General features: G+C 59.8%; 5 protein-coding genes. 3 read left to right on the top strand and 2 right to left on the bottom strand.

Annotation, left to right across the window (positions count from 1 at the left end; translation table 11 throughout):
* Positions 1-284: 284 nt before the first annotated feature.
* Entirely contained in the window at positions 285-2,243 is a 1,959-nt protein-coding gene (gene acs / locus Q4Q11_RS18855; protein WP_498570464.1) for an acetate--CoA ligase, read from the bottom strand.
* Between the two features lie 222 nt (positions 2,244-2,465).
* Here acs and Q4Q11_RS18850 point away from each other — a divergent pair, with 222 nt between their 5' ends.
* On the top strand, positions 2,466-3,173 hold the full coding sequence (locus Q4Q11_RS18850) for a DUF1013 domain-containing protein (protein ID WP_112505123.1): 708 nt from the start codon (positions 2,466-2,468) through the stop codon (positions 3,171-3,173).
* A gap of 61 nt (positions 3,174-3,234) precedes the next feature.
* Here the strand turns inward: Q4Q11_RS18850 and Q4Q11_RS18845 are convergent, their stop codons facing one another.
* Positions 3,235-3,894: a YggS family pyridoxal phosphate-dependent enzyme gene (locus Q4Q11_RS18845; RefSeq protein ID WP_113213370.1), complete on the bottom strand. Its 660-nt coding sequence runs from the start codon at positions 3,892-3,894 to the stop codon at positions 3,235-3,237.
* A 200-nt stretch (positions 3,895-4,094) separates the two neighbouring features.
* Here Q4Q11_RS18845 and leuS point away from each other — a divergent pair, with 200 nt between their 5' ends.
* Both leuS and Q4Q11_RS18835 read left to right on the top strand, forming a co-directional pair.
* Entirely contained in the window at positions 4,095-6,725 is a 2,631-nt protein-coding gene (leuS, locus tag Q4Q11_RS18840) for a leucine--tRNA ligase (RefSeq protein WP_498570463.1), read from the top strand.
* Entirely contained in the window at positions 6,715-7,236 is a 522-nt protein-coding gene (locus Q4Q11_RS18835; RefSeq protein ID WP_113213368.1) for an LPS-assembly lipoprotein LptE, read from the top strand. Before leuS ends, Q4Q11_RS18835 begins: the two co-directional genes overlap by 11 nt.
* Positions 7,237-7,245: the final 9 nt, after the last annotated feature.

The following is a 7,245-nucleotide window of genomic DNA, read 5'->3' as shown; positions in this document are numbered from 1 at the left end:
AACCACCCGTTCCACCATCATCTTGGAAAAGAGCCGGGGAGATCGCGACCGCGATTACCCCATGTTTAGGAATTGCGACACCGAAAGTCACACATGTTCAGAACACTAGCGCAATTTCTAAGCCATTGAAATTGCAAGAGCGGGGGTTGGTTGCTTGCTGGTATAGCACCAGGAAAGCCGGTACGTCCCTGCCTACTCCTCCCTTGCAAAATCTAGCACTTAGCCTTCCGGCTAAATGCTGATTTTGCTTTCCCTCCCGCAAGGGGCGGGATAGAGCGCCGAGATCAAGCAGCATCCGCCTTGTTCTGCCTGTTGGCGATCAGATCATCGACTACAGCCGGATCGGCCAGAGTCGAGGTATCGCCGAGCGCGCCGAAATCGTCCTCGGCGATCTTGCGCAGGATGCGGCGCATGATCTTGCCGGAGCGGGTTTTCGGCAGGCCGGGGGTGAACTGGATCTTGTCCGGCGAGGCGATCGGGCCGATTTCGGTGCGGACATGCTTCACCAGCTCCTGTCGCAGCGCGTCGGTACCCTCCATACCCACCATCAGCGTCACGTAGCAATAGATGCCCTGGCCCTTGATGGAATGCGGATAGCCGACGACGGCGGCTTCCGACACATGGCTGTGAGACACCAGCGCCGATTCCACCTCCGCCGTGCCGAGACGATGGCCCGACACGTTGAGCACGTCGTCGACGCGGCCGGTGATCCAGTAGTAGCCGTCCTCGTCGCGGCGGCAGCCGTCGCCGGTGAAGTATTTGCCCTTGTAGGTGGAGAAGTAGGTCTGGATGAAGCGCTCGTGGTCGCCATAGACCGTGCGCATCTGCCCGGGCCAGCTGTCGGCGATGACGAGATTGCCGTCGGCCGCCCCTTCCAGCACGTTGCCCTCATTGTCGACCAATTCTGGCTGCACGCCGAAAAAGGGCAGGGTGGCAGAGCCGGCCTTGAGATCGGTCGCGCCCGGAAGCGGCGTGATCATGTGGCCGCCGGTCTCCGTCTGCCACCAGGTATCGACGATCGGGCAGCGGCTGTCGCCGACCACCTTGTAATACCATTCCCACGCTTCCGGATTGATCGGCTCGCCGACCGTGCCGAGGATGCGCAGGCTGGAGCGCGAGGCGCGCTTGACGAAATGGTCGCCGGCCCCCATCAGCGAACGGATCGCCGTCGGGGCGGTGTAGAAGATGTTGACCTTGTGCTTGTCGATGACATCCCAGAAGCGGCCCTGATCCGGATAGTTCGGCACGCCCTCGAACATCAGCGAGGTCGCGGCGTTCGCAAGCGGCCCGTAGACGATATAGGAATGGCCCGTCACCCAGCCGACATCGGCCGTGCACCAGTAGATATCGCCGGGGTGGTAGTCGAACACATATTCATGCGTCATCGCCGCATAGACGAGATAGCCGGCCGTGGTGTGCAGTACGCCCTTGGGCTTGCCGGTGGAACCGGACGTATAAAGGATGAACAGCGGATCTTCCGCCTTCATCTTCGCCGGTGGGCAATCCGCTTTCACCTTCGCGGTTTCCTCGTGATACCACACATCGCGGCCGGGTTCCCAACCGACCTTGCCGCCGGTGCGGCGCACGGCAATGACGGTCTTGACCGAAACCTTCTGCTTGGCGGCGATCTTGATCGCCGTATCGGTGTTTTCCTTCAACGGGATGGTCTTGCCGCCGCGCACACCTTCATCGCATGTAATGACGACGGTCGACTGGCAATCGACGATACGGCCGGCAAGCGCTTCCGGCGAGAAACCGCCGAAGACGACCGAATGCACCGCGCCGATACGAGCGCAGGCAAGCATCGCATAGGCAGCCTCTGGGATCATCGGCATGTAGATGGTGACGCGGTCGCCCTTCTTGACGCCGTGCTTTTTCAGCACGTTCGCCAGTCGGCAGACCTGCTCGTAGAGTTCGTTATAGGTGATCTTCTTGTCGAGATAGGGATTGTCGCCTTCCCAAATGAAGGCGACGCGATCGCCATGCTTCTTCAAATGCCGGTCAATGCAATTATAGGAGACGTTGGTGACGCCGTCCTCGAACCATTTGATCGAGACCTTGCCGGTAAAGGACGTGTCTTTGACCTTGGTATAGGGCTTGAACCAATCGATGCGCTTGCCGTGCTTGCCCCAGAACTTGTCGGGATCCTGAACACTCTGCTCATACCATTTCTGATATTTCGCCTTGTCGATCAAAGCACGCGCCTTGACCGGCTTCGTCACCGGATGAATCTTGTCCGACATTCTCTCCTCCTCAATTCCTCGCACCCCGTTTGCCGGTGTGAGTGCTCTTTCCGGCCAATAAATAGCAGGTCAAACTACGACAGCAATTGGACAAAGTGCATTTCATGCGCAAAGAATTGCAATTCCGCGACACTATCGCTATATAGGGCCGTATTTCCCGGACAATGTGGTGTTACACCCCGGACCGCGACACCGGCGCGGACTGACAGAAGGACTATATCCATGGCTCAACAATTGCTCATGCCGAAGGCAACTGCCATCTGGCTTGTCGACAATACGGCCTTGTCATTCGACCAGATCGCGCAGTTCTGTAAACTGCATCCGCTCGAAGTAAAGGCCATTGCCGATGGCGAGGCCGCACAGGGCATCAAGGGCCTCGATCCGATCTCGACCGGCCAGCTCACGCGCGACGAAATCGCCCGCGCCGAAGCCAACCCGAACCACAAGCTGAAGCTCTCGGAGCCGAAGGTCCGCGTGCCGGAATCCAAGCGCCGCGGCCCGCGCTATACGCCGGTCTCCAAGCGCCAGGACCGCCCGAACGCCATCCTCTGGCTGGTGCGCAACCATCCGGAACTGAAGGATGCGCAGATTTCCCGCCTCGTCGGCACCACGAAGTCGACCATCGAGCAAATTCGCGACCGCACGCACTGGAACGCGGCCAACCTTACGCCGATGGACCCGGTCACGCTCGGCCTCTGCAGCCAGATCGATCTCGACATGGAAGTCGAAAAGGCCGCTAAGGGCCGTCCGCTGCCGACCGCCGCCGAACTCGGCGCAACGCTGCAGCCGGCTCAGGAAACCGAAAAGCTCGGCTTCAGCTATGAGCGCGAAGAAGAGAAGGAAAAGGAAATCGATGCTGACGCCGTTTTCGCCAAGCTGAAGTCGCTGAAGTCGACCAGCCGCGACGACGAGGACGACGACCAATTCTGAGATTCGATCTTATCGAAGATTTGCGAGGCCCCGGTTTTGACCGGGGCTTTTTGTTTGCGGCCTATCGAGTCCCAAAAATCGCCGAGCCGACGCGAACACTGGTGGCGCCGAAGGCGACGGCGGTTTCATAGTCGCTCGACATGCCCATGGAGAGCTTTTCCACGCCGGCTTGCTTGGCGAGCTTTGCAAGCAGCGCAAAATGCGGCCCCGGATTTTCTTCCGCCGGCGGAATGCACATCAGACCCTGGATCGAAAGCCCGAGTTCTTTGCGGCAAAGATCGACGAAAGCGACCGTATCGTCAGGCGCAATCCCCGCTTTCTGCGGCTCGAGGCCAGTATTGACCTGCACATAGAGCTGTAAACTCTTGCCCTGCCGCTTCATTTCGTCGGCGATGGCATGCGCGATCTTTTCCCGATCTATCGTCTCAATGACGTCGAACAGCGCCACGGCGTCGGCTGCCTTGTTGGATTGCAGCGGGCCGATGAGATGCAGCTCGATCCCGGGCGTTTCAGCCTTCAGCTCCGGCCACTTCCCCTGGCTTTCCTGCACGCGGTTTTCGCCGAATACCCGCTGGCCGGCTGAAATGGCCGGGCGGATCTGATCAGCGTCGAAGGTCTTGGAAACGGCAACAAGCTGCACGGAGCCGGCCGCTCGGCCAGCCCGCCGCTCCGCTGCCGCTATATGGGAACGAACTTCGTTCAGGCGCTCTTGAAGTTCCATCTTTTCGCCTCGATATTTTCGCTTGCTTCTCAAACCTTGCAGTAATGAGGCAGGCGGCCTTTGCCAAGGGCGAATGCGCCGGAATCCGGCTTTGCTTTGCAAGATAAGGCACTTGCTGCAACTGCTAAACTTGACGCTTGGGTGGTTTCGTGGTGAAGGTCACGCCTGACTCCCCATGATTTTCCGGAATACAAGAACAGATGTCTATCGAACGTTATAATCCGCGCGATGCCGAGCCCCGCTGGCAGGAAAAATGGAACGAAGAAAAGGTCTTCGTGACAGACAATGCCGATCCGCGTGAGAAATACTACGTTCTAGAAATGTTTCCCTATCCGTCTGGCCGCATCCACATGGGCCATGTGCGCAATTATGCGATGGGCGATGTCGTCGCCCGCTACAAGCGTGCCCGCGGCTATAATGTGCTGCATCCGATGGGCTGGGACGCCTTCGGCATGCCGGCGGAAAACGCCGCACGCGACAATAAAGTCCATCCGAAGGAATGGACCTACCAGAACATCGCCTCGATGCGCACCCAGCTGAAGGCCATGGGCCTGTCGCTGGACTGGAGCCGCGAATTCGCGACCTGCGACGTCGATTATTATCACCGCCAGCAGATGCTCTTCATCGACATGATGGAGAAGGGCCTGGTCTATCGCAAGAAGTCCAAGGTCAACTGGGACCCGGTCGACAACACCGTTCTCGCCAACGAGCAGGTCATCGACGGACGCGGCTGGCGCTCCGGCGCTCTCGTCGAGCAGCGCGAGCTGACGCAATGGTTCTTCAAGATCACCGAATTCAGCCAGGATCTGCTGGATGCCCTGGATACGCTCGACCATTGGCCGGAAAAAGTGCGGCTGATGCAGAAGAACTGGATCGGGCGGTCCGAAGGTCTGACCGTTCGCTGGGAAATCGTGGCCGAAACCGCCCCCAACAGCGATCGCGAAATCACAGTTTACACGACCCGTCCGGATACGCTGTTCGGCGCCTCCTTCCTGGCGATCTCGGCCGACCATCCGCTGGCCAAGGAAGCGGCCGCCAAAGATCCGGCCATCGAAGCCTTCTGCGAGGAATGCCGCCGCGCCGGCACCTCGCTGGCAGCACTCGAAACCGCCGAGAAGAAGGGCATGGACACCGGCATCCGGGTCCGCCATCCCTTTGACCCGTCCTGGGAACTACCGGTCTACATCGCCAACTTCGTCTTGATGGACTATGGCACGGGTGCCATCTTCGGCTGCCCGTCGGGTGACCAGCGCGATCTAGATTTCGCGCGCAAATACGGCCTGCCGGTCGTTCCCGTCGTCATGCCCGCCGATGGCGATGCGGCAAGCTTCAGCGTCGGTGACACCGCCTATGACGGCGATGGCATCATGATCAACTCTCGTTTCCTCAACGGTATGAGCACCGAGGAAGCCTTTGAGACGGTGGCGACGAAGCTTTCCGAGACGAGTCTCGGCAATGCGCCGCAGGCCGAGCGCAAGGTGAATTTCCGTCTGCGCGACTGGGGCATTTCCCGTCAGCGCTATTGGGGCTGCCCGATCCCGGTCATCCATTGCGACGATTGCGGCGTACTGCCGGTGCCGAAAAAGGATCTGCCGGTCAGACTGCCCGACGACGTGACCTTCGACCAGCCCGGTAACCCGCTCGATCGCCACGCCGCCTGGCGCCATGTCGCCTGCCCGCAATGCGGCAAGGATGCGCGCCGGGAAACCGATACGATGGATACCTTCGTCGATTCGAGCTGGTATTTCGCCCGCTTCACCGCCCCTTGGGAAAATCAGCCGACGGATCAGAAGGCCGCCAACCATTGGCTGCCCGTCGATCAGTATATCGGCGGTATCGAGCACGCGATCCTGCATCTGCTCTACTCGCGCTTCTTCACCCGCGCCATGCGCGAAACCGGCCATCTCGACGTGAGGGAGCCCTTCAAGGGCCTGTTCACGCAAGGAATGGTCGTGCACGAGACTTACAGCCGCGGCAATGGCCTGACGCGCGAATGGGTATCGCCGGCCGATATCCGCATTGAGGAAGTGGACGGTCAGCGACACGCCACGCTGCTGTCGACCGGTGAGGAAATTGCCATTGGCTCCATCGAGAAGATGTCGAAGTCGAAGAAGAATGTCGTCGATCCCGACGACATCATCGCCTCCTACGGCGCCGATACCGCGCGCTTCTTCGTGCTTTCCGATTCGCCGCCCGATCGTGACGTCATCTGGTCGGAAGCCGGTGTCGAAGGCGCCCATCGCTTCACCCAGCGCATGTGGCGCCTCGTCTCCGAAGCGGCTGAGGCTTTGAAGACGGTCGAATCGACTCCGGCTAAGGAAGGCGAAGCCCTGGCGATTTCGCAGACAGCACACCGCACGCTGAAAGCCGTTCAGGGTGACTACGACAAACTCGCCTTCAACAAGGCCGTGGCCCGCATCTACGAATTCGTCAATGCGCTGGCAGCACCGCTGAGCAAGGTAGCCGGTGGTCAGGGCGATGCCGCCTACCGCTCCGCCGTCCGCGAAGCCGTCGAAATCCTGATTGCGCTGGTTGCGCCGATCACGCCGCATCTGGCCGAAGAATGCTCGGCAGCACTCGGCAACAGCAACATGATCGCCACCAGCCCGTGGCCTGCCTATGACGAAGCCCTCGTCATCGAAAACGAGATCATTTATCCCGTCCAGATCAACGGCAAGAAGCGCGGCGAATTGACAATCGCGCGCGATGCAGATCAGAATGCCGTGCAACAGGCTGTGCTCGCACTGGATGCTGTCAAAAGCGCATTGAATGATCAGGCGCCAAAAAAGATCATCGTCGTTCCACAGAGGATCGTGAACATTGTCGTCTGATAGTCTTTTCAAGTTCGCCCGCATCGCAGGCGTTGCGTCTCTGGTGGCTGTCGCCGGCCTTCTGTCCGCCTGCCAGGTCAAGCCGCTCTATGCCGTCAGCACGGGTGTTACGCAGAAGCTCTCGGAAGTCTCCTTCTCCGACGTCGGCACACGCGTCAGCCAGGAGGTCCGTAATCAATTGATCTTCATCGCCGGACGCGGCGCTGGGGAAACGAAGGCCCCGAAATACAATGTGGACCTAAGCGTTTCATCCGGTACCGGCGGCGTCCTTTATCTGCCGTCTTCCGACACATCGGGCGCAGGCCGAACCACGGTAACGGCATCCTTCACGCTGAGGGAAATCAGCACCGGCAGGGTAATCAAGTCTGGCAGCCGTGCGGTGACCTCGCTCGTCGACTTCCCGAGCCAGGAATTCGCCAAGCAGCGTGCAATTCGCGATTCGGAAGACCGTGCAGCCCGCGAAGTGGCTGAAATGGTGGCTGCCGACATCGCAGCCGCGCTCAGCCGCTGATCAAGGGCG

Source organism: Rhizobium sp. UFLA01-1127 (assembly GCF_059803845.1).
This window is presented reverse-complemented; position numbering and strand designations above follow the sequence as displayed.